The organism is Nocardia sp. NPDC004278 (assembly GCF_053602975.1).
Window position 1 is genome coordinate 494,689 of record NZ_JBSGEQ010000002.1, and the last position, 21,624, is coordinate 516,312.

The 21,624-nt window shown below is 66.6% G+C and carries 18 protein-coding genes and 1 pseudogene; 9 read left to right on the plus strand and 10 right to left on the minus strand.

The window, feature by feature from the left end:
• Window positions 1–6: 6 nt before the first annotated feature.
• The 5 genes from ACWEO2_RS04860 to ACWEO2_RS04880 all read left to right on the plus strand — a co-directional run bounded on the left by ACWEO2_RS04860 (window position 7) and on the right by ACWEO2_RS04880 (window position 2,939).
• Entirely contained in the window at window positions 7–588 is a 582-nt protein-coding gene (locus tag ACWEO2_RS04860; protein WP_452404122.1) for a YdcF family protein, read from the plus strand.
• A 197-nt stretch (window positions 589–785) separates the two neighbouring features.
• The gene (locus ACWEO2_RS04865; protein ID WP_452404123.1) at window positions 786–1,592 is read left to right on the plus strand and encodes a VOC family protein; all 807 of its coding nucleotides are present in this window, start codon (window positions 786–788) and stop codon (window positions 1,590–1,592) included.
• A gap of 158 nt (window positions 1,593–1,750) precedes the next feature.
• Window positions 1,751–1,981 (plus strand): hypothetical protein, encoded by a 231-nt coding sequence (locus ACWEO2_RS04870; RefSeq protein WP_452404124.1) that lies wholly within the window; start codon window positions 1,751–1,753, stop codon window positions 1,979–1,981.
• 77 nt (window positions 1,982–2,058) lie between these two features.
• The gene (locus ACWEO2_RS04875; RefSeq protein WP_452404125.1) at window positions 2,059–2,337 is read left to right on the plus strand and encodes a substrate-binding domain-containing protein; all 279 of its coding nucleotides are present in this window, start codon (window positions 2,059–2,061) and stop codon (window positions 2,335–2,337) included.
• Window positions 2,338–2,501: 164 nt separating this feature from the next.
• On the plus strand, window positions 2,502–2,939 hold the full coding sequence (locus tag ACWEO2_RS04880) for a TIGR03618 family F420-dependent PPOX class oxidoreductase (RefSeq protein WP_354953218.1): 438 nt from the start codon (window positions 2,502–2,504) through the stop codon (window positions 2,937–2,939).
• Between the two features lie 21 nt (window positions 2,940–2,960).
• On the opposite strand, the pseudogene ACWEO2_RS04885 reads toward ACWEO2_RS04880, so the two are convergent.
• From ACWEO2_RS04885 to ACWEO2_RS04910, 6 genes and pseudogenes are all read right to left on the minus strand, one after another.
• Window positions 2,961–3,182, minus strand: a pseudogene (locus ACWEO2_RS04885) (alpha/beta hydrolase); the annotation flags it as partial.
• Window positions 3,183–3,214: 32 nt separating this feature from the next.
• The gene (locus ACWEO2_RS04890; protein WP_452404126.1) at window positions 3,215–5,923 is read right to left on the minus strand and encodes an ATP-binding protein; all 2,709 of its coding nucleotides are present in this window, start codon (window positions 5,921–5,923) and stop codon (window positions 3,215–3,217) included.
• Window positions 5,924–6,198: 275 nt separating this feature from the next.
• Window positions 6,199–6,399 carry a DUF6186 family protein gene (locus ACWEO2_RS04895; protein ID WP_452404127.1) on the minus strand — a complete coding sequence of 67 codons (201 nt, stop codon included), beginning with the start codon at window positions 6,397–6,399 and terminating at the stop codon, window positions 6,199–6,201.
• Complete coding sequence (locus ACWEO2_RS04900; protein WP_452404128.1) at window positions 6,396–6,809, minus strand: hypothetical protein; 414 nt, start codon at window positions 6,807–6,809, stop codon at window positions 6,396–6,398. The genes ACWEO2_RS04895 and ACWEO2_RS04900 overlap by 4 nt, the downstream gene beginning before the upstream one ends.
• 246 nt (window positions 6,810–7,055) lie before the next feature.
• Entirely contained in the window at window positions 7,056–8,114 is a 1,059-nt protein-coding gene (locus ACWEO2_RS04905; protein WP_452404129.1) for an endonuclease/exonuclease/phosphatase family protein, read from the minus strand.
• A gap of 24 nt (window positions 8,115–8,138) precedes the next feature.
• Window positions 8,139–8,393, minus strand: coding sequence for a YgaP family membrane protein (locus tag ACWEO2_RS04910; RefSeq protein ID WP_452404130.1), 255 nt, complete (start codon window positions 8,391–8,393; stop codon window positions 8,139–8,141).
• Between the two features lie 295 nt (window positions 8,394–8,688).
• Between ACWEO2_RS04910 and ACWEO2_RS04915 the strand changes: the two genes are divergently transcribed.
• The 3 genes from ACWEO2_RS04915 to ACWEO2_RS04925 all read left to right on the plus strand — a co-directional run bounded on the left by ACWEO2_RS04915 (window position 8,689) and on the right by ACWEO2_RS04925 (window position 12,162).
• Window positions 8,689–9,555, plus strand: a complete 867-nt coding sequence (locus tag ACWEO2_RS04915) for an SAM-dependent methyltransferase (RefSeq protein ID WP_452404131.1) — start codon at window positions 8,689–8,691, stop codon at window positions 9,553–9,555.
• A 224-nt stretch (window positions 9,556–9,779) separates the two neighbouring features.
• Window positions 9,780–10,964, plus strand: a complete 1,185-nt coding sequence (locus tag ACWEO2_RS04920; protein WP_452404132.1) for an Ig-like domain-containing protein — start codon at window positions 9,780–9,782, stop codon at window positions 10,962–10,964.
• 262 nt (window positions 10,965–11,226) lie between these two features.
• Window positions 11,227–12,162, plus strand: coding sequence for a hypothetical protein (locus tag ACWEO2_RS04925; RefSeq protein WP_452404133.1), 936 nt, complete (start codon window positions 11,227–11,229; stop codon window positions 12,160–12,162).
• A gap of 220 nt (window positions 12,163–12,382) precedes the next feature.
• Here ACWEO2_RS04925 and ACWEO2_RS04930 read toward each other — a convergent pair whose 3' ends face one another.
• Window positions 12,383–13,837 (minus strand): NAD-dependent succinate-semialdehyde dehydrogenase, encoded by a 1,455-nt coding sequence (locus ACWEO2_RS04930; protein WP_452404134.1) that lies wholly within the window; start codon window positions 13,835–13,837, stop codon window positions 12,383–12,385.
• 16 nt (window positions 13,838–13,853) lie between these two features.
• Complete coding sequence (gene gabT / locus ACWEO2_RS04935; RefSeq protein ID WP_452404135.1) at window positions 13,854–15,203, minus strand: 4-aminobutyrate--2-oxoglutarate transaminase; 1,350 nt, start codon at window positions 15,201–15,203, stop codon at window positions 13,854–13,856.
• A gap of 319 nt (window positions 15,204–15,522) precedes the next feature.
• Here gabT and ACWEO2_RS04940 point away from each other — a divergent pair, with 319 nt between their 5' ends.
• A complete protein-coding gene (locus tag ACWEO2_RS04940) occupies window positions 15,523–17,040 on the plus strand; it encodes a PucR family transcriptional regulator (protein ID WP_452404136.1) in 1,518 nt (505 codons plus the stop codon).
• An 84-nt stretch (window positions 17,041–17,124) separates the two neighbouring features.
• Here ACWEO2_RS04940 and ACWEO2_RS04945 read toward each other — a convergent pair whose 3' ends face one another.
• Window positions 17,125–17,796 (minus strand): DUF6875 domain-containing protein, encoded by a 672-nt coding sequence (locus ACWEO2_RS04945; protein WP_354961607.1) that lies wholly within the window; start codon window positions 17,794–17,796, stop codon window positions 17,125–17,127.
• Window positions 17,793–21,624, minus strand: a 3,832-nt coding sequence (locus tag ACWEO2_RS04950; RefSeq protein WP_452404137.1) for an amino acid adenylation domain-containing protein, incomplete at its 5' end; no start/stop codon positions are given. The genes ACWEO2_RS04950 and ACWEO2_RS04945, both read right to left, overlap by 4 nt.

Here is a 21,624-nt window from a genome sequence, read left to right on the forward strand (position 1 = left end):
AGCCACGTGCGGAAACGAACTCGGCTTTCGGCTATCGGTCTCGTGCTCGTGCTGCTGTGGGGCGAGTGGGAGAACTGGCGCGCTTCCCGCAGGCTCGTCGGAGCGGCCACGGGCGGCTCCGAGGCCGTTGTGGTTCTCGGCTATCGCAATGCGGGCACCCGCGCGAATCTCATGAACCGGTGGCGTGTGCGGGCCGGTCTGCGGTCCATCGACCCGAACGCGCTCAGCACTCGTCTCGTACTCTGCGGAGGCGCATGCGCGGGCCCGCACACCGAGGCCGCCCTGATGGCCCACTACGCCACGGAGATCTGTGGGTACCGCGGCGAGCTCGTCCTTGAAGACCAGAGCCGGACCACGTGGGAAAATATCGGTTTCGCAATCCCACAGCTGAAAGACTTCGATCGAATCAAGATCGTCTCGCTGCCCCTCCACGCCGCGAAAGGGCGGCGATACCTCGCCCAGCAGTCCCCGGAGCTGGCCTCGCGTGTGGTGCGGGGAGCGGAGTACCGGTTCGGTGAGTGGATGGCGGCAAAGCCACTGGTGGCCGTCCACGGCCTGTGGCAGGACGCGCGCGACCGCGTACGGTGACCGCCGAGGTCACAGAAACCGCGACAATCTTTGGCCTTCCGGGTGACTCGCCGATGAATTCCTGCGCCAACCGGCTGTGCGGCGGCGGCAATCGGGGCAAACTCTTAACCGGCTCGATCCCCTTTTTTCGAAACAGTGCAAGGCCGCCCGCCTAGATTCGACGCGGCGGATCCGCCCTCGATTAAGGAGACAAAACCATGCCCACTCGTGACTCCGCTTGGCCACAGGGCACACCGTGTTGGGTCGACTGTCAGGTCGACGACACCGACAAGGCCCGCGAGTTCTACGCCAATCTCTTCGGCTGGGAGATCCAGGACAGCCCAGCCGAAGCGGGCGGCTATCTGATGGCGCTGCGCAACGGCAAGCCCGCTGCGGGTATCGGCCCGAAACCCGAGGGTATGCCGATGCCGTCGGCGTGGACCACCTACTTTGCCGCGGACAGTGCCGACGATATCGCCGGTAAGGTCACCACGGCGGGTGGGCAGGTGTTCATGCCGCCGTTCGATGTCATGGACGTCGGGCGGATGTTCGTCGCCGCCGATCCCGCGGGTGGCGTATTCGGTGTGTGGGAAGCAAAGGCGCATACCGGCGCTGGCGTCTACAACGAACACGGCACGTACTGCTGGAACGAACTGCACACCCGCGGCTACCAGGCCGCACAGGACTTCTACCGCAAGGTGTACGGCTGGAGCTACGCCGAGATCGGCGACGGGGACCAGTTCATCTACTCCACCTTCACCACGCCGGGCGGCACCGACAGCGTCGGCGGTCTGATGGATTCCAGTAAGGAGCCCGGCGAGGGTATGAGCTACTGGCTCACCTGGTTCCAGTACGACGATGTAGACGCAGCCATCAAACGCGCCACCGAACTCGGCGCCACGGTCATGATGGGTCCCCAGGACAGCCCCTTCGGCCGCATGGGGGTGCTGAAGGCGCCACAGGGAGAGGTATTCGGCGTCATCGACACCAACGTCACCGTCGGCGAGCCGCCCACCGGGTCCTAGCTTCGCCTCGGCGGATCCGCCACTCAACTGGCGGATCCGCCGTCGGCACCCGACACCAACCGCGCTACGGATGGCTGCGCTATCAGGTCGACCCGACCGACTGGGCGGCGGACCCAAATGCGCATCTGCCCTTGCGACCAGCGTCATACCTTGGTCGTATGAACAGCACTGAGAGTCGTTCGATACTGTCCCGTATCTCACCAACGCAATGGGTTGCCCTCGCAGTCACGGTCATGGCGGTCATCTTCGTCGCCGAGAACCGTAACAAGGTCTCCATCGAATTCCTTTTGATCACAATTCGCTCACCGCTGTGGCTGATCCTGCTGATAATGTTCGCGGTCGGATGGGTCACCGGCGTAATGACCATGCGCCGCCGCCACTCGCGGTAGTCACCCTGCCCAGAATCGGATGCTGATGTGGGTGATCGACGTGATCGAAATGAACCCGACCCGCTAGCCGATTGGTCGTGGCCAGCTACGGCCAGGCCGCTGCGGCGCTGCGGGCCATCACCGACACGACAGCGCGTATCCCCCAGGACATTTCGGTCGTCGGCTTCGACGGCGACCGCACCAATACCTACGGCCAGCTGGTCCCCACCACGGTGCAGCAGCCCATCGACACAATCGCTCGCGCGGCCCTCAACGCAGCGCTGACTACGGACATCGCTGCCGACGCGAGCCCCATGGCCATCGATGTCCAGCTCGATCTCGGGGAGACGTGCGGCTGTAGGCCGCCGATGTCCTAGAGCGGTCTCGATCAGTTCGCGCCGGCAGCAGCGGCCGGACCAGCCATGAGCGGTGTTCGCGATGCTCCGATGGTCAGGATCGAATAGGAGCGGCCGGAGCATTGTTCTAAAAAGGCACAGGAAGCATGCGACGATCGGCTGGGCACACAACCATGGGAGATGTGATGACCACACTGGCACAGGCGGCTGAGCTGGCTCGTGATGAGAACGGGCTCGCCGTCGTCTCCACCCTCCGGCCCGACGACACCATCCACTCCACCCTGGTCAATGTCGGACTGCTGGCCCATCCCCTGTCGGGCCAGCCGGTCCTGGGCTTCGTTACCTACGGCAAGGTGAAACTTGCCAATCTACGTGTCCGACCACAGGTGACCACCACCTTCAGGCAAGGCTGGGCATGGGCAACGGTCGAGGGCCGGGCCCACATCGTCGGTCCCGACGATCCGCAGCCATGGATCGACGCCGAAGGGCTGCGCCTGCTGCTGCGCAATGTGTTCACCGCTGCCGGCGGTAAGCACGACGACTGGGACGAATACGACCGCGTGATGGCGGCGGAGCGTCGCGCCGCGGTCCTCATCGAACCGAGTCGGGTCTACAGCAACTAGCACTTCCCGGCGAAAAGGGTTGATCGCCTGGGCGAACGGGCGCGGGGCCTCCTGCGGGACGTTGTGGCCGATGCCGTCGAGGGTGCGGTGTTCGTATGGGCCGGTGAATTTGGCGCGGTAGGGTTTTCCATCCTTGGCCGCGCCGTCGAAATCGCTACCGATGGTGATGGCGGGTCCGGTGGCTAGTTGTTGTTCGTAGACGTCGTATTGTGACTCATCCGGCGTCGAGCTCAACCGCCACCGATCGGTGTCGGTAGACCGTGCGACTGCCGGTATTACCGGCTCGCGTCACCGAGCGGCAGCAGTGCCGCCAGATCGCTGCGCGAACTGATCCCGAGCTTCGGGAAGATGCGATGCAGATGGGTGCTGACGGTCCGATGCGACAGGTAGAGCCGTTGCCCGATCTCTCGATTGGTCAGTCCCTGCGCCGCCAGGTGCGCGATGCTCAGCTCGTGCGGGGTGAGCCGTTCCCGGGCGTCCGGGCTGCGGTCCGGGCTCGATTCGCCCGCACTGCGCAGTTCCAGGCGTGCCCGTTCGCTCCAGGCCACAAAGCCTAGGGCGTCGAAAGTCTCTCTGGCCGTGCGCAAATGGGTCCGGGATTCGACAACCCGGCGCTGTCGCCGTAGCCATTCACCGTAAGCCAGGTGCAGCCGGCCACGTTCGGCCGGCCAGCCGGTGAGGTCGGCCGCCAGCGCGGCGGCGAACCGCTCCTCGGCCGCGTCGGTGGCGAGTACGGCCTGCGTGTACCGCATTCCGATGTGCAGGGCGGGTGACGGTGTGGACGCCGCCGCCGATTCCAGTCCGTGCAGCAGTTCCCGCAGGGCGTCGACCTGTCCGGCGCGCACCGCGGCCTCGGCGAGTTCGGTGAGGAAATACGCGCACAGCGCCGGTGAATGGGACGGATCACGCGGATCGTGGATCCGGCTCAGATCGGCGAAGGCGTCGTCGAACCGGCCTTCGCCGAGCGCGGTGAGCCCGCGCGCGAGCTGGACGGTGGCCAGCACGGGGCGCGCACCGGAGGCCAGCCCGATCCGCTCGGCCTCCGCCGTGAGCGCGATGGCGTGCGGGTAATCCCCGCGGAGCGCGGCGATTTCGGCTTGCACGGCGGTGGCCAGTCCGTGCATGAACGGCTGGCCGGTCTCGCGCGCGAAGGCCGCGGCCTCGGCCGCAATGGGTGTCGCGGTGGCGAGATCACCGAGCCGGGCCAGGCTCCAGGCGTGGACCGTGAGTGCGCGGGGCAGCAGCCCCAGCCGCCCAGCGGCGCGCAGTCCGGGTGCGGCGGCGTTGGAGAAGTGGGCGGCGAGGTCGAAGGCGCCCACTTGGAGTGCTGCGCTGCCCAGGAACCGGTCCACTTCCGGATCGCGTCCGGTGGTCGAGGCCAAGGCGTGCAGGTGGCCGAGGACGCGGTCGCCGCGTTCGAAGGGAGCCACGTATGCGTCGACCGCGACCAGGCGGGGGTCGCTGCCGGGGATGGGGAGTGCGTCGGCGACGGCGAGCAGCGCGCGGCGGGTGTCGGGTCCGGGTTCGGACCAGAAGCACCGCATGGCCGCGCCCCACAGGATCCGCATCGCGGCATCGGTGTGCCCGTCGACGGCGACGGATGCCGCCAGGTCGGCCAGTTCGCCTATGCGCGACGGGTTTTCACGTATTCCGTCGTCGAATCCGCTGAGCAGCCAGTGCGCGGTGCTCTCCTGTCGCGGTGTCAGGGATAGCGTGCGCGCGGTGTGCACCAGTCGTTCGGCGGTGTCGCGGCGGCCGGAGTCGACGGCCAGTTCGGCCGCCCGTAGCAGCCGGTCCGCACGCCGCACCGAACTGTCGCTGAGCGCCGCGGCCTGCTCCAGCGCCGCGACCGCGCCCCCGCGGTGCCGCGCCCGTTCGGCGGCGTCCTCGAGTTCGATGGCGACCTGTTCGTCGGGGACCGATGCGCCCTTCGCACGATGCCATACCTGGCGATCCGGCAGCCCGCCGAGTATCTCGGCCAGCGCGCGGTGGGTGCGGTGGCGCTGCTCGATCGTCGCTGTGGCGACGAGCGCCGACCGCACCAGCGGATGCCGGAAGGTCACAGTGCCGGAACCGATTCCGATCAACCGTGCCTGCATCGCGGGCGTGAGGATCTCGGGCTCGACGGTGCAGCCCAGCAGAATGCCTGTGGCAGTGAGTGTTTCAGCGAGCGAGTCGCTGTCGTTGAGCGCCACGACCAGCAACGCGTCACGGCTCCGCGCGGGCAACGCGGCGCACCGCGCGGAGAACGCGCGTTCGAGGCGTTCGGTCAACGGCAGCGCAGTGGCGAGTTCGGTGCGATCCGTGACGGCCGTGGGCAGTTCGGTCAGTGCGAGCGGATTCCCCTGGGCCTCGGCGAGTACGCGGCGGCGGATCGGCGCGGACAGTTCCGGTGCCGTGTTGTCGAGCAGCGCCGTCGCGTCGTCGTCGGACAGCGGACCGATTCTCATGGCGGTCAGTCCCGCATCGTAGAGCGGCGTGTCGCCGTCTCGAAGGGTGGCAAGTACAGCCACGGGTTCGGTGTCGATGCGGCGGGCGAGGAAGGCGAGCACATCGGCGCTGGCGGCATCGAGCCAGTGCACATCTTCGGCGACGATCAGCAGCGGCTGCTCGGCCGCCACATCGGTCAGCAATGTGAGTGCGCCGAGCCCCACGAGGTACGGACTCGGATCGCCGATGGTGTCCGAAACGCCCAAAGCGGTCGCCAGCGCGTCCGATTGGCGCACGGGCAGGGCGTCCATCCCGCGGCGGAGGGGATACAGCAGCCGATGCAGTCCGGCGTAGGCGAGGTTCTGTTCGGCTTCGACCCCCGCGGTCCGCAGCACCCGCAATCCCGCGACGGCCGCGGCCGCCACCGTCTCGTCGACGAGCGCCGACTTACCGATACCCGGTTCCCCTTCGATCACAATTCCGCTCCGATCGCCGGGGCCGTCCACGAGCGCGCCCAGGTCTTTCAGCTCGGTATCTCGGCCGATCAGTGGCATGGTTGGGTATCCCTTCTCCGGGTCCCGCGCGACATGCGGACCCCGACGCGACCCTACCGAAACTGGAATACGTCAACCCAGCGTCATCCGACTGATTCGCCGCCCCGCCCGCGACTGTCGACGGTCCCTGTGCCGCCCCCATGGCGCGGCATCGAGGTCCCGGTCGTATGCCCGATCAGCGACGACGGGTCCGACATCCTGCCATTCGATGCGGTGGAATCCGAGACCGGACGTATCGGCGGGTTTCACCTGCGCCAGCATCGTCACGGTTGCCGCTACCGCGCGAGAAAGTGCCAGCCGACCCATGCCCATATGAGCACAGCGGCAATCCTCGCCACCCGAGTGCGCGTGAGATACGCGATCGTTTCCCCTACGGGCGCAATCAGATCCCGGCGCACATGCGTGACCACGACCACGCCGAGCGTGACCATTAGCACCAGCACGAACCCGATGATGACGATCACTCGCTCGCTCATCTCGACACCAGCCACCAGCCGAAACCCAGCCACACCAGCCATCCGGCGAACCGCAGCGGCCCGTGCTCGAGTGCCGGATCCAGCAGCGTCGACAAGGTCGGGTGTACCTCGCTCGGCCGGGTCCGATCCGGTTGCCGCACAAAGGCATAGACCTCCCATGCCGACGCCCAGACCAGCAGCATCGACCAGACGGCCACTCCGCGCCGCAGCCGGGCGGTGCGTGGAATCTGCTCGGACCCCGCCCGGAAAGCCAGTACCAAAACCACAACCGTCGCCGCCACCACCAGCACGGTTGCCGACCAACTGAACGGTCGGGTGGCGGCTCCCCCCGCGGCCAGCACCGCACCGACGGCCAACAGCACCGTCCGCCGCCGGAATGGTCGCGCTGGGCGCGCCAGTTGGTCTGTCACATGGGCAGAATAAGTCTCTGAGCACCGGATTCGGGAATGTATCGGTGCCTGATCCGGCACACTGCAATGTCGACCCGACAATCTCGCCGCGCCCGCACACTCGCTCGAGACCTGACGTACGCAACCATGCCTACAGCCGGAGGCGCGATTGCTGCTGATCCGACCAGACCGTGGAAGACGTCGTCCAGGCCGCCATTCTCCGGTCAGTGGGTCAGCCCCGGGCGGAGGCGCGCCCCATCCTCTCTGTCAGTCGCTGAGTTGGTATGTCGCGAGGATGCCCTTGTGGTCGCTGCCCCACTGCGCTGGCGAGGCGAGAAAATTGTCCTGGGTTGATTCCGGCAATCGGGTACCGCGCACAATGGACGCGCGCGGGCCGATGATGCCGACGCCGGACAGGCGCAGCGCGGCACCACGGGCGAAGATGTAGTCGACGCGGTCGCGTTCGTCGGCCTCAGGAGCCCAGGCGAGCTCGGAGACATCCACATCGACGTTGTCCGAGGGCCAGGTGAGTCCGGGATGGGTGGCCGGATCCGGGTACATCGATCGGTAGGCATCGATGAAACCAGCTTGATGCAGGCGTCGAGTGGTCTCCCACGCCGACACCACACCGTTGTGGTCGAACGAGTTCGCTGTGGCAGACGTCCAATCCAGCAGGGACGGCTCGTTCAGGTCGCCACCGATGATGACCGAAGCCCCAACGGCGATCTCGGCTTTCGCATCGGCGAGAAAGTTGCTGATGACCGCGGGGCGACCCGAGGCCGTGTTGATGCGCTGGATTGCGGCAGGGTCGGTCACCGGGCCACCCGGCAGCTTGTTCCACTCGTATTCGGCGAACTCGCCCGGCGCCGGGGCCCCTGGTCCGTACCCTCGGGGCAGGTTGGAGGCATACCAGCGGTACTCGAGATGCGCGGAGTAAACGGTGAGGCGCTTTCCGTCGATATCCAACCGCGCCTTGACCATCCATTGCAGATCGGCGCTGTGCTGGACCGGAAACACCGACAGAATTCCCGTGTCATGCGAGGGCACCGCGTTGAACTCGCGCCCCCGCCGCGCCAGTTCGGCCGCGACGGCCGTGGTCGCTTCGGTTGCCTCCGAGAGCAGCACAATCGAGGCCTGCGTCGAGATGACGAGATCGGCGATCAGCTGAATACCACTGGCGATCTTGCTGCCGCTGTGCCACGTGTTCAATGCCAGCACCCGGATCTCTCGTGCCGCGGGTGCAGCAGCGGCAACCGGCATCACCGAATCAGCCGCGAGCGCTGCGTCCGCCTCTGCCGACCCCAACCCATCATCGCGTCGCCTCATCAACCCATCATGGCCTCCATCGGTTCACGCCGACGGCGCGGTGGGACGGGCTCGGAACGTCGAGCCGTCGGGAACGCCGAGTCGCCGTAGCAGCAGCGTCGACGGGCACCATCCCACAGCGCCGTAGAGCAGCAGGTTCGCACCGATGAACCCGGTGAATATCAGCCACCAAGGCGAGACCACCGCGGCCAGTAGCGTGCTGATCAGCACGAAAGTGCCCGCAAGCAACGGTACGAGTCGCGGGATGGACCAGCCCTGGTGTCGAGGTAGTTTCGCCATTCGAATTCATCCAATCATGTTCTATACCTGCGATTTTCGGTCAGGCGATGGCCTGGAACATTTTGTCGATTTCGGCTGCGGTCATCGCTTCCGAGCCGTCCCACTGAATTATACCCCTAGGGGTATCCATAGACCCGCGCTATTCGACTGCAGAGACCGCCGGAGCCTCGACTGTGGCGGCGGTGGATGTGCGGCAAGTCCGACGTTGGTTGCGCAAGCTGGTCGATTCATGGGATTTCCGCGGTCGTGGCGCGCTGGAATGACCGATCTCGCCACAATCGGTACGTTGGCGAGCATGCGCACTAATGGAGATTCCTGGGACATCAATACCAGTGTGGGATCTACCGCGTTGTTCGTCGCGGCGGCTCGCGCGCTGGGTGGCCGAGCGGCCGATGCGTCGGCGGAAGACCCGTTCGCCGAGCTCTTCGTGCGGGCGGCAGGTGGCGAATGGGCCGACCTGCTCGACGGACGAGTGCCCGACCACCCGCTGCTGACCCCCGAATTCGGCATTCAGTTCCAGCAGCATCAGATCGCCCGCACCCGGTACTTCGACGATTACCTCCGCGCGGCCGCGGCCGTCGGCATCCGGCAGGTAGTTATCCTCGCGGCCGGCCTGGACGCCCGCGCGTATCGGCTGCCGTGGCCCGACGGCACCGTCGTCTACGAACTGGACCGACTGCAGGTGCTGGAGTTCAAACACAAAACTCTCGCGCAGGCCGGGCGCCAGCCGATCGCCGATCGCCATGAGGTGCCGGTGGACCTGCGTGAGGACTGGCCGAAAGCATTGCGCGACAGTGGCTTCGATCCTGCCCTGCCGACCGCATGGCTGGTCGAGGGCCTGCTGATCTATCTGTCGCCGACTGCACAGGACCAGCTGTTCGCCGCCATCGTCTCGCTCAGTGCGCCCGGCAGCCGGGTCGCGATCGAGCAGATGGATCCGCTGCCCGCGGAGGCCGCCGCCGCGATGGCCGAACAGGACGACGCGGGCTCGGACTGGGTGCGGTTGATCTACAACGGCCCCCGCGGTGAGGCCACCGCGTGGTTCATCGACCGCGGTTGGACCGGTGAGCACGTCTACCTCAACGACTACATCCGCGACCTCGGCCACACTCCGGCCGCCGAGCAGTCATTGATCAGCCTGGTCACCGTCGTGCGGCCCTGAGCCGGTTTGCAGCTGACAATTCGCGCGCGCGGACCGTAGACCGTCCAGGTCTTGCAGACCACCCATACGTGTCTTTCCCGAATACGCGGATCGATCGCGGAACGGTGTCGGTTGTGCGACGGATCGGTGGAGATTCCGCTCATTGTTGCCCCAGCAAGCGCGTAGCTACCACATGCTGGCGGACAGAGGTCGGCCCTGCTGCACCCAGCGAAGGGAGATACGTGGTGGCATTGGGACGTCGTCGGCTACTGATCGGCTTCGCCGGTGCGGGTGGCCTCGCCCTGGCCGGATGCGGGCTGGAACCCGCGCCCCCCAAACCCGCCACACTCCGATTCGATCCCCCACCCGGCACTCACGACGTCGATGCGCGCACCCTCGGCACGGTCACCGTCACCGACGGGACGCTGCGGTCGGTCGAATGGATCGACGAAACGGGCAGATCACTGCCGGGCACACCGGCACCCGATCATCGAACCTGGACCAGCGCCGAACCACTCGGCTACGGACACACCTACACCGCGAAAGCCGTGGCGCAGGGCGAAACCGGCGACGTCACCGCGACGACAACCTGCACCACGGTACAGCCGCAACAGCTCATCGACGTCTCCCTGCGCTCGGCCAATCTCGTCGACCTGGCCGAAAACGACACCTACGGAGTGGGTTTCGTGCTCGTCGCACATTTCGACGAACCCGTCGACCGAGCGGCCGCGGAAACCCACCTGAAGGTCACCACCGAGCCCGCCGTCACCGGTGCCTGGTACTGGCTCGACGATCAGAATGCACACTGGCGGCCGGAGCACTATTACGCGCCTGGAACCCGGATCACGATCGAGTCCGAACTCTTCGGACTCGCGCTCGGCGAGGGCCGCTACGGCCTGCGCAACCAACAGGTGTCGGTGATCATCGGCCCCGCGCACGTCGCGATCGCCGACGACGACACCAAACAGATCCAGGTCTTCGAAAACGGAAACCTGGTGCGCACCATGCCCACATCGATGGGCAAGGGCGGCACCGCGGTCGTCGGTGGCAGATACCTGTCGTTCTGGACCCGCCCCGGCATCTACACCGTGCTGGACCGAAACAACCCGGTGATCATGGACTCCGCCAGCTACGGCCTGCCGACCAGCTCCGGCGGCTACCGCACGAGCATCAACCACGCGGTCCGCATCAGCCATGACGGCATCTTCGTGCATGAACTGGCCGCGACCATGTGGGCTCAAGGCAACACCAACGTCTCACACGGCTGCCTGAACATCTCCCCCAACGATGCCGCATGGTTCTACGACTTCGTCATCCCCGGGGACGTCGTCGAGGTCCGCAACACCGGCGGCGACCCCCTCGACATCGGGCAGAACGGCGACTGGAGCGTCCCCTGGGCCGACTGGATTCGCGGCGGCACCCACACGTGACACCAAAAGGCAGGTCACCGGTCTCCATCTCGGTGACCTGCCCCAGGTACGCTCACACATCGCCTGATCGGTCTTGCGCGGCCCGCCCGGCACCATTTCGCGTCCACGCAGCATGCACCGAAACTTGTTATCAGTCGACCGCGCTCCCGCAATCTCATTGACGTTCAGCAAAATGCCAGCTACTGACATCGGCATGGCCGTCATACCGCGAGGCCACACCGCAGTAGAGCAGCCGAACAGCACAGCGAAAGGGAAATATCCCATGCAGCGATCCACCCTCTACCGTGTGCTCGCGGTCACGGTGACCGCCGTCGTCGCAGCCACCGGCGCACATCTCATTGCCGGATACGGCACTGCGTCGGCACAGCCGGGGGCCGGTAGTGCCGATCAATTCACCCTTGCCGCAGACAAGTCGGGGCACCGATGGGCGTCGGCTGCGTCCGCCACCATAACGCCCGGCGTGCAGGCCAACACCCAGGGCGCGCGGCCGTGCACGGCGAACTACACCTTCGTCGACAATGTCGGCAACGTATACCTCGGTCAGGCTGCGCACTGCGCGGGTACGGGTATCGGCGACCTGCAAGATCCCAACGGCTGCACCGCCGACAGTCTCCCCCTCGGCACCGCGGTAACCTTCAACCGTGGCGGCCTGCTCATGCTCCCGGGTGACGTCGTCGGCACCGGCCAACTGGTCTACAGCAGCTGGCTGGCCATGCAGCGGGACGGCGAGCAGGACCACAATACCTGCGCCTACAACGATTTCGCGTTGGTGAAGGTCGCCGCCGAGGATGTCGACAAGGTCAACCCGAGCGTGCCGTACTGGGGTGGTCCCGTCGGCATCAACACCACCGGAACCGGCATCGGTGACCACGTTTACGGTTACGGCAACCCCAGCCTGCAGCTCGGATTCGCCGAACTGTCGCCGCGGACCGGCCAGAGCAATGCCGACGGGCTCGCTACCGCCGGTTGGACACACGCGGTGACCGCGCCCATACCAGGGATACCCGGCGACAGCGGCAGCGCCTTCCTCGACCGCAACGGCTATGCCCTCGGCACATTGTCGACTGTGGGCATCAGTTTGCCGATCGTCAACAATATCGGTGACCTGAGCCACGAACTTGCCTACGCCCGAGCGCATTCCGGCATCTCGGGACTCTCGCTGGTCCTCGGCACCGAACCGTTCAACCCGAACCGCTGAGAGAAGCTGTCAGCTACGGCGTTGTCGAGTGGGCACGCGCAGACCGGCATCGCCATCGGCCGCCCACCTCGGTGGACGGCAACCGCCCCGCCGCGACCATGGCCGCATTCCTCGAGCTCCGCAGCCGCCTTCGATGCGGAAACGATGGTCGAGCGCGTGGTTCGTACCGGTCCATCCCGCCGATCGGTCAGTCGATTGTCCTCGACAGATGGCGGGCCGGTTATTGGAGGGCGAGGTATTTGGTTTCGAGGTATTCGTCGATGCCTTCGGTTCCTGCCTCGCGGCCGAGGCCGGATTCCTTCACACCGCCGAAGGGGGCGGCGACGTCGGAGATGATGCCTCGGTTGATGCCGACCATGCCGGATTCCAGTGCCTCGGCGACGCGGAAGGCTCGGTCGAGGTTCGTGGTGTAAATGTATGCGGCTAAGCCGAACTCGGTGTTGTTGGCAAGTGCGATGCCCTCGTCTTCGCCGTCGAAGCCGGTGATCGCGGCGACCGGGCCGAATACCTCCTCGCGCAGGATGCGCGCGTCGGGGGGGACGTCGGCGAGCACGGTGGGTTCGAAGAAGTAGCCTTCGCCCGGCAGGCTCGCGCCGCCGGTGGTGACGACCGCGCCTTTGGCCACTGCATCCTGTACCAGGGATATGACTGTGCCGCGTTGTTTTTCGCTGATGAGTGGTCCGACCTCGGTGCCGTCGAGATGGCCTGGACCGACTTTCAACGCGCGCATCCGGGCGGTCAATGCGGCGGTGAACTCTTCGCGTACCGCGTTGTCGACGTGGAAGCGGTTCGCGGCGGTGCACGCCTCGCCGGTATTGCGCATCTTGGCTGCCATCGCCCCGTCCACCGCGGCATCGAGATCCGCGTCGGCGAACACCACGAACGGGGCGTTGCCACCGAGTTCCATGGAGGAACGCAGAACGCGCGTAGCCGCTTGGGCGAGAAGGAGTTTGCCGACACCGGTGGAGCCGGTGAAGGTCACCTTGCGCAGGCGTTCGTCGGCGAACATCGGATCGGTCAGCTGCGCTGCGGCCGAGGTCGGCAGGATCGACAGCACACCCGGAGGTAGCCCGGCATCGGTGCAGACCTGGCCGAGCAGCAGCATGGTCAGCGGGGTTTCGACGGCGGGTTTGACCACCATGGTGCAGCCGGCGGCGAAGGCGGGCGCGATCTTTCGCGTGCCCATGGCCAGCGGGAAATTCCACGGCGTGATCGCCAGGGTCGGGCCGACCGGCTGTTTGGTGACCAGGATGCGGCCGTTGCCCGACGGCGAGTGCGTATAGCGGCCGTTGACCCGGACCGCTTCCTCGGCGAACCAACGCAGGAATTCCGCGCCGTAGGTGACCTCACCGTAGCTCTCGGCGAGCGGCTTACCCATCTCCAAGGTCATCAGCAGCGCGAAGTCGTCGCGCCGTTCGATCACCAGTTCCCAGGCGCGCCGCAGAATTTCCGCCCGCGCCCGCGAAGGTGTTGCCGCCCAATCCTTTTGCGCGCGAACAGCCGCATCCAGCGCGAGGGCGCCGTCGGCGGCCGACGCATCGGCCACCTCGACGAGCACCTCCCCCGTCGCCGGATTGTGCACAGGGAAGGTCCGTCCCCCGGTTGCAGGCACTTGTTCGCCCGCGACCCACAGCCCGGTGGGCAGCGAAGCCAAGAGCGCGGCCACATCACGCATGGTCGATTCTCCTCGATCAGTTCGAAATGGTCTTGCGACGCAAAATCTCGGTCAGCACATCGATGCCGTCGGCAAGCAGATCCGCACCGATCACCAGTGGCGGCAGCAGGCGGATGACATTGCCGTGGGTGCCGCAGGTCAACAGCACTACTCCGGCGGAAAGCGCCTCGGCAGCAATAGCTTTCGTGAGCGCCGGATCGGGCACCGAGGTCCCGGGCCGCACGATCTCGACTGCCAGCATCGCGCCGCGACCACGCACCTCACCGATCACGCCGACCTGCTCGGCCAACGCCCGCAGCTGGGGCACCACCATCGCCTCGATTTCCCGCGCCCTGGCAGGCAGGTCCAGCTCGCGCATCACCTCCAGGGTGGCCAGCGCCGCGGCACAGGCGACCGGATTGCCGCCGTAGGTGCCGCCGAGCCCACCGGGATGGACCGCGTCGAGCAGTTCGGCCCGCCCGGTGATGGCCGCCAGCGGCATACCGCCCGCGATGCCCTTGGCCATGGTGATGATGTCGGGCACCACACCCTCGTGCTCGCTGGCGAACCACGACCCGGTGCGGGCGAAGCCGGTCTGCACTTCGTCGGCGATGAACACGACATTGTTGCGTCGAGCCCAATCCACCAGTGCCGGAAGGAATCCCGGCGCTGGCACGATGAACCCGCCCTCCCCCTGGATCGGCTCGATGATCAGCGCGGCCACCGCATCGGCACCCAGTTGCGCCTCGATCCGCGAAATGGCCCGCCGCGCGGCCGCTGCCCCGGTCAGCCCCGGCTCGTCGCGGTACGGGTAGGAGCTCGGCATCCGGTAGATCTCCGGTGCGAACGGCCCGAAGTTCGCCTTGTAGGGCATGGATTTCGCGGTCAGCGCCATGGTCAAGTTGGTGCGCCCGTGATAGGCGTGGTCGAAGGCGACCACCGCGCTCTTCCCGGTCGCCAACCGCGCCACCTTGATCGCGTTCTCCACCGCCTCCGCACCGGAGTTGAACAGCACGGTGCGCTTCTCGTGGTCGCCGGGCGTCAGCGCGGCCAACTCCTCCGCCACCCGGACATAGCCCTCATACGGCGTGACCATGAAACAGGTATGGGTGAACCGACCCGCCTGGTCGGCAACGGCCGCGGCGACCTTCGGATGCGAGGCGCCCACACCGGTGACAGCGATGCCGGAACCCAGGTCGATCAGCGAATTGCCGTCGACGTCGACAATGACACCGCCATCGGCGTCGGCGGCGTAGACCGGCACCGACGACCCGACGCCCGCGGCCACCGCGGCCTTGCGACGATCGGCCAGCGCCGACGACCGCGGCCCGGGCAGAGCGGTCACAATATTGCGCCGCTGGGCCAGGCGGTGCTCGATCTCGATCATCGGAGGGCTCCCATCGGGGGTCGGAGGTCTATATCGAGTCTCGGTGGAGCCGCTGTCATGAGCCATCGCCATTTCGGCCAAGCCTGGTTCGGTCACGCGCCATTTCGTCGAGTGCGCGAACAGCGAGCATGTGCGGTCAGCAGGATGGTTTCCGCCGAAGTCGGTCAATGCTGGCCCGTCGTACTCGGTTTCACGTCCTGATGCAGGATGTCGAGTCGATGCGCGCTCTCGAGCAGATCAATCGGTTTCACCGGGTCCGCGTTTGTGCCGAGTTGGATAGGCAATCGGCGAGCAATCGACATTCTGTACACTTCTGGCAGTGTCTGTTCCGGTTAGCTGGGTGCTATCCCAATCCGATCTCGCGCTGCTGTTGGTGGGCGGCGCGACCGGCGTGGACCGCGAGCTCGATCTGGTACTCACTACCGAACTCGAGCATCCATTTCCCTGGCTATCGGGTCGCGAACTCGTGCTCACCACCGGGATACGGCTGGCGCCCCAGCCACAGCAGCGCGCGGCATATCTGCGCGGACTCGACGAATGCGGTGTCGCCGCAGTCGGATTCGGCACCGGCCTCACCTATGAGGAAGTCCCGCCCGACCTGATCACGGCCGCCGACGAGATCGGCATTCCGCTATTCGAAGTGCCACTGCCGACACCGTTCGCGGCAATCGTCAAACGGGTAACCGCGCGGTTGGCGGAGTTGCAGCACATAGCCCTGCTGCGCGCCTCCCGCGCCCAACCTCGGATGACCCGCGCATTGGTCCGGGCGGGCGCACCGGCCGTGGTGCGCGAATTGGCCACCTCGCTCACCGCGACCGTATTGATGCTGGATCCTTCGGGCGATGTCGTCGCGGCGCATCCGGGCACGCCGGACGACGAACTGTTACGCACGGTGCGCGCGGCCATAGCCACCGAGCCGCCGGGCGCGGCCAGCAGCGTGCTGACCGCTCCATCCGGGACGACGATCACCCACCAACGCATCAGTGTCGGCCCGACCAGGTACGGCACCCTCGCAGTGGTCGGCCACGCAGCACTCGGGCCCACTGATCAGATCCTGCTCGGCCACGCCAACTCGCTACTGGCCCTGGATTTCGAGAAACCGGCACGACTGCAAGCCGCGCAAAACCTACTCAACAGCCACGCACTCGGACTGCTGCTGAGCGGTGACACCGACCTAGGCCCGGCATGGGCGCAATTGGCAGAAGCTGCCGACGCACAGGGACGCATCCGCGTGCTCGTTGTGGACTGCGATACCGAGGCCGCGGCCGAGGCGGTCCGAGCCGCCATTACGGCGGCGATAATTCGGGCCGGGCAACCACTGTTCATGCAGAGCCTGAACCGGGAAGTCATGGTGGTGCTGCCGGGCACCCCGGGCACCGTCGCGCACCGGATCGAGATCGATACCGCGACAAGCAAACTCACCCGCTCCGGAATCAGCGACCCACATCCGGTGCACGATCTGATCACCGCGCTGGCCAATGCCCGCCTCGCCGCGTCCGCCGCCGAACGTGGCACTGCGCCTGCGGAATTCGCCCCGCTCGCCGGACGGTCCCTATTGTCGTTCGACGCGACCCGACAAGCGCTCGCATCGATCGGCGATACCGTCCTCGGTCCACTAGCCGACCACGACCGGGTATACGGCACCGACCTGATGACCGCGCTGCGCGCGTTCCTCGAAGCGAACGGGCAGTGGGAATCAGCCGCAACCGCGACCGGGGTACATCGACATACGCTGCGCAAGCGGATCAGCACGGCCGAAACCCTGCTCGGAGTGGATCTCGACAGCGCACGCGTACGTGCCGAACTACTGCTGGCGATGCTGGCCCGCCGCGCCTGACCAACAAATATCGAGCCCGAGATCCACACATTGCTCGTACTCGGGGCCAGGTTTCCGGTTCGGCCCTGGTTGCCGCGGTGAACCTCAGGGAGCTCCGTCCGATGCCTCGGGTTCCTGTACAAGTCTGTCGGCCATGGTGGACGCGATGAACTTCGGGATCGTGGGGGCGAAGAGTTTGAGGTAGGAGTCCATCCATTCGTGGCGGGTGTTGAGGAATGGGAAGTCGGTGGGGGCCATGTAGCGGACGGCGAGCATGGGCAGTGGCGCATCGAGTGCGGGGAAGTCCGGGTTGTGCAGCCCCGGGGCGGTGCACCCCGGATAGAACTGACCGAGCATCAGGCCCTTTTCGACGAACCGAGACTTCTGGTCCTGTTGAATATCGTCGATGTCGGAGTATTCGGTGAGGTTGGGGAAGACCGCGAGGACGGCCTTCGATTTGGCATCGGGTTCGCCCTGCGGTGGCAGGGCGGGGAACAAGTCGTACAGATCGTCGATGATTGCGGCTATGCGGTCGGCATCGATGGAACGACTTTCGAAGGCAGCCCAGATGAACTGGTTCCGGACGGCACGGTTGGTGTAAGGACAGACCGCGCCGGTTCGGCCGAGGTCCGGGTGCGGTCGGCACAGATATTCGACCGTCCACCGCTGTAATTCGGCGGCGCAGGGATGTAGGGCGCTGCGGGTCGCCTCATCGGTAGCGAAAAGGTTGACTGGCTCGACGCCGGAGCGGGTCCCGACGATTTGGGAGGTGGTCATGATCGGCCTGTCCTTCCGGATGTGATGGACCCCGGTTGCTTGCTGCTGGCAGAGCGGAAGTGCTCGGTGAGGACGAATCCGATCGCGCGCAGCGAGTCGGGTTCGATCATCCGTTCGTGCCGGACCGGAATGGGGTGTTCGGTGATCCGGCCGGTGATGAGGTCGTTCCATGCGAGGGCCGGATCGGGGCCGCCGTCCGTGTCGTCGGCGGCGCGGAAATAAATCAGATCACCGTCGAACCGCGTCGGCCGATGATGCCGGGTGAGATCGACGAGCCGGGTGTAGTCGTCGCGCAAGGTCGCCAGATGCTCAGGGGTGACGGCGGTGAAGAGTCCGCCTTGCTGGTGCAGCAACTCGGCCACGGCCTCGGCGTTGACGTCGTCGGCGTCCGTCGGCATCGCGATTCCGCCGAACTCGGCAAGCATCTGCGTGATCGCCGGGGTGGAAACGCGGGGGGTACGGGCGGTGACAACGCGGGTATCCATCATGGCCAGGGTGGCGACCGACTCGCCGTCGCGGCGGAGTCGAGCCGCGATCGCGTGCGCGATGGTGCCGCCGAGCGAGTAGCCGAGCAGGTGGTACGGGCCGTGCGGCTGGATGGCGCGGATCTCTCGGACGTAGCGGGCGGCGAGTTCGTCGAGCGTCGCGAATTCCGCGGTGGCATCGCTGAATGCCGGGGATTGCAGCCCGTATACGGGGCGGTCGGGATCGATGTGCTGTACGAGTCCGCTGAAACCCCAAGCCAATCCGACGGCCGGATGGACGCAGAACAGCGGCGCCTCGGCACCGGCGGCGCGCAGCGGGAGCACGACGGCGAGTACGTCGCCGGTGTCCGGTTCGTCGAGGCCGCGCAGTCGGGCGTCGATGCGGCCAGCGAGCGTAGCCGGAGTCGGATCGGTGAAGATCCACTGAACCGGCACGGTCGCACCGGTCGACTCCACCAGCCGCGCCACCAATCGGGCGGCGGCCAACGAGTTGCCTCCGATGGAGAAGAAGCCGTCGTCGACGCCGACTCGCTCGATGTCGAGGGTCTCGGCGAAGGCGTCGCATACGGTGGCCTCGAGTTCGGTCGACGGCGGCCGGTAGGGGGAGTGACGCAGGTCGGGGCTCGGCAGCGCCTTGTAGTCGAGTTTGCCGGTTGCGGTGCGCGGCATCCGGTCGAGGGTGATGATGGCGGTAGGAATCATATGGGTGGGCAGACGGGTCGCGAGTTCAGTGGTCAATGTGGTGATATCTGGTGTGGCGTCGGGGGCGGGTACGACATAGCCGACGAGCTGGCGGGCGCCGTTGGGGCTGGTATGCACGGTGACCGCTGCATTAGCTATATCGCGCTGGCTACGCAGCGCCGTTTCGATTTCGCCGGGTTCGATTCGATGTCCGTGCATCGTCAACTGCAGATCGCTGCGGCCGATGAACCGCAGCGCGCGGTCGGCGGTCCAGGCGACGAGATCGCCGGTGCGATACATGCGTGTCCCGGGCGGCCCGTAGGGGTCGGGGACGAATCGGGCCGCGGTCGTTGCGGGTTGCCGGTGGTAACCACGGGCGAGGCCCGGTCCGGACAGGTACAGCTCGCCGGGGACGCCGGGTGCGACTGGACGCAGTCTGCGGTCGAGTACCACGGCGGTGAAGCCGCGCACCGGACCACCAATTGTCATCGGACCGTCCGCATGCGCGGCCAGCGGAGCATCGGCGCAGCTCATGATCGTGTTCTCGGTGGCGCCATAGGTGTTGATCACCGTGTGGCCCGGTGCCCATCGAGCGGCGAGGTCGGGCGGGCAGGTCTCGCCGCCGAGGATCAGCGTCCGGAGAGTGTCGAGCCCATCGGTGGGCAGCGATCCGAGCACCGTCGGGGTGAGCGCGGCATGGGTGACGCGTTCGGCGTCGATCACCTCGGCCAGTTCGGCACCAGCGGCCACCGGTGTCGCGGCGAGGACCAGAGTTGCACCGGCCGCAGCGGCCGTGAGCCATTCGAGGATCGAGACGTCGAAGCTCGGCGAAGCGGCAGCAAGTATGCGGCTCATCGGTGTGACACCGAACCGTTCCCGCGTTTCGGCGGCCAGGTTCGCTACGCCGGTATGGGTGACCACGACTCCCTTGGGAGTACCGGTGGAACCGGAGGTGTAGATCAGGTAGGCCGGATGCTCGGGCCGCAGCGTGGTGGTGCGCTCGTGGTCGTCGATCGGGCTCGGCGTCGCCGCCTCCGTCGTCGCGGCGAAGGTGGGATCGTCGAGGTCGAGCCAGCTGATCTCGCTCGGTAGCTGGTCTCGGTAGGTTCCGTAGGTCAGCCCTAGGGCGGCGCCGGAATCGGCGAGAATGCCGGTGATCCGGTCGTGCGGATGGATGAGATCGACCTGTACGAACGCCGCGCCGGTCTTGGCGACCGCCCATACGGCGATCATGGCGTCGATGGAGCGCGGTAGGGCCACGGCCACCACCGATTCCGGACCTACTCCCGCGGCGATCAGTACTCGCGCCCACCGGTTCGAGGTTTCGTCGAGCTCGCGGTAAGACAGCGTCGTCCCGGCCCAGACCAGCGCTGCTGTGTCCGGCGTTGTCGCGGTCGCGGCCGCCAACACCTCCGGCAATACCGACTTCTCCGCGCCAGGGCGACCGCGAACGGGCACCAGCGTGGCTCGCTCGACCGGCGAGAGCAGTTCCAGTTGGGTGAGGGGGAGGTCGATATGCGTGGCGATGGTGTCGAGCACGCGCAGCACCCGGTCGGCGAGGGCGTCGATCTGGTGTTGGCCGAAGAGCTCCGGCAGGTATTTGAAGGTCAACTTCAAATGCGTGTCGTGGTGGACGATCAGGCCGAGCGGATAGTGTGCGGCGTCTCGTCCCTGGACGTCGAGGACCCGCATTCCGGCGATGTCGGTGTCTTCGGACAGTCCGGCCGAGTCGACCGGGTAGGACTCGAAGACGGTCACGGTGTCGAACATCGCGCCGGAACCGGCCAGCTGTTGTATTTGGGCCAGTCCGAGGTGGTGATGGTCGAGCAGGGCAACCTGTTCGGTTTGGATCCGCCGCAGCAGTTCGGCGAGGCTTTCGCGGTGGTCGAGCCGGACCCGGACGGGCACGGTGTTGACGAACAGCCCGACCATCGACTCGATACCGGAGATATGTGCGGGACGCCCGGAGACCGTCGTGCCGAAGACCACGTCTTCGCGGGCGGTCGCGTTGGCGAGCACCAGCGCCCAGGCCGCCTGTACGACGGTGTTGAGGGTGGTCTCCTGTTGCTGGGCCGCCGTGACCAGCGCCGCGGTGTGGCTTTCGCTCAGCTGCACCTGGACCTCGCGCGGGGCGGTGGTGTTGCGGCGGGCGCGGTCGGCGGGTGCCAGCAGCGTCGGCTGGCTGATGCCATCGAGTGCTCGCGTCCACGCGGTTTCCGCCGCGTCCTGGTCCTGGCTTTTCAACCACGTCAGGTAGTCGCGGTAGGGACGGACCGAGGGCAGCGCGCTCGCGTCGCCGTCGGTGGCGTAGAGCACCAGCAACTCTCGAACCAGTAGTGGTGTGGACCAGCCGTCGATCAGGATGTGGTGCATGCTCAACAGCAGCCGGTACTGCTGGGGGGCGATGTTGATCAGGGTCAGTCGCAGCAGCGGTGCCGCGGTCATGTCGAATCGGCGGTCGGCGGTCATGATCTGTTCGAGCGCGGCCGCGGTGTCGTGGTGTTCGGTGAGGTCGATTTCGGTGAACGGGACCTCGACGGTGTGGGGCACCACTTGGACGGGTTCGCGGGCGCCGTCGCGCACGAACGCGGTGCGTAGGTTGGGGTGTCGCCGCAGCAGGGTTTGTGCGGCGCGGTGCAGCCGGTCCGCGTCGACGAGGCCG

Excerpts from the sequence above, each read along its gene's own strand:
- ACWEO2_RS04895 (WP_452404127.1), bottom strand. The coding sequence starts at position 6,399 with ATGAGCGAGCGAGTGATCGTCATCATCGGGTTCGTGCTGGTGCTAATG.
- ACWEO2_RS04870 (WP_452404124.1), top strand. The coding sequence starts at position 1,751 with ATGAACAGCACTGAGAGTCGTTCGATACTGTCCCGTATCTCACCAACG.
- ACWEO2_RS04890 (WP_452404126.1), bottom strand. The coding sequence starts at position 5,923 with ATGCCACTGATCGGCCGAGATACCGAGCTGAAAGACCTGGGCGCGCTC.
- ACWEO2_RS04915 (WP_452404131.1), top strand. The coding sequence starts at position 8,689 with ATGCGCACTAATGGAGATTCCTGGGACATCAATACCAGTGTGGGATCT.
- ACWEO2_RS04880 (WP_354953218.1), top strand. The coding sequence starts at position 2,502 with ATGACCACACTGGCACAGGCGGCTGAGCTGGCTCGTGATGAGAACGGG.
- ACWEO2_RS04945 (WP_354961607.1), bottom strand. The coding sequence starts at position 17,796 with ATGACCACCTCCCAAATCGTCGGGACCCGCTCCGGCGTCGAGCCAGTC.
- ACWEO2_RS04865 (WP_452404123.1), top strand. The coding sequence starts at position 786 with ATGCCCACTCGTGACTCCGCTTGGCCACAGGGCACACCGTGTTGGGTC.
- ACWEO2_RS04930 (WP_452404134.1), bottom strand. The coding sequence starts at position 13,837 with ATGCGTGATGTGGCCGCGCTCTTGGCTTCGCTGCCCACCGGGCTGTGG.
- ACWEO2_RS04925 (WP_452404133.1), top strand. The coding sequence starts at position 11,227 with ATGCAGCGATCCACCCTCTACCGTGTGCTCGCGGTCACGGTGACCGCC.
- gabT (WP_452404135.1), bottom strand. The coding sequence starts at position 15,203 with ATGATCGAGATCGAGCACCGCCTGGCCCAGCGGCGCAATATTGTGACC.
- ACWEO2_RS04905 (WP_452404129.1), bottom strand. The coding sequence starts at position 8,114 with ATGAGGCGACGCGATGATGGGTTGGGGTCGGCAGAGGCGGACGCAGCG.
- ACWEO2_RS04910 (WP_452404130.1), bottom strand. The coding sequence starts at position 8,393 with ATGGCGAAACTACCTCGACACCAGGGCTGGTCCATCCCGCGACTCGTA.